This is a genomic window from Thermorhabdus hydrogeniformans (genome assembly GCF_049310025.1).
GTDB lineage: Bacteria > Bacillota > Thermosediminibacteria > Thermosediminibacterales > Tepidanaerobacteraceae > JBJYKD01.
The window spans coordinates 1-291 of the sequence record NZ_JBJYKD010000093.1; the positions used below are offsets into that span (position 1 = coordinate 1).

Here is a 291-nt window from a genome sequence, read left to right on the forward strand (position 1 = left end):
GACAAGACTGGAATAGAAATCAATATCCCGAGAGAAGTATCAGGAGGAGTACCAGATCCTCAAAGGAAAATAATAACTACAAAATATCTTTTAAAGCAAATGCTTCAAAGAAGCATCGAAAGCTATATCATGGAGGGCAAAGATTTTAGCGAAGAAGAAATTCTGGAAACAATAGAAGAAATAACCAGCTGGACTGAATTGGAAGAAATTTTATCAAGAGCAGAAGTGGTAAGAAGACTTTATGATATGGGAATTGAACCTGAAATGAGACTGTCTGGTGAAAGAGAAGGT

1 pseudogene is annotated in these 291 nt (G+C 36.1%); it reads left to right on the forward strand.

The annotated features are described in order from the left end of the window. Positions 1–291 (forward strand): annotated as a pseudogene (locus ACKX14_RS15625) (penicillin-binding transpeptidase domain-containing protein); the annotation flags it as partial.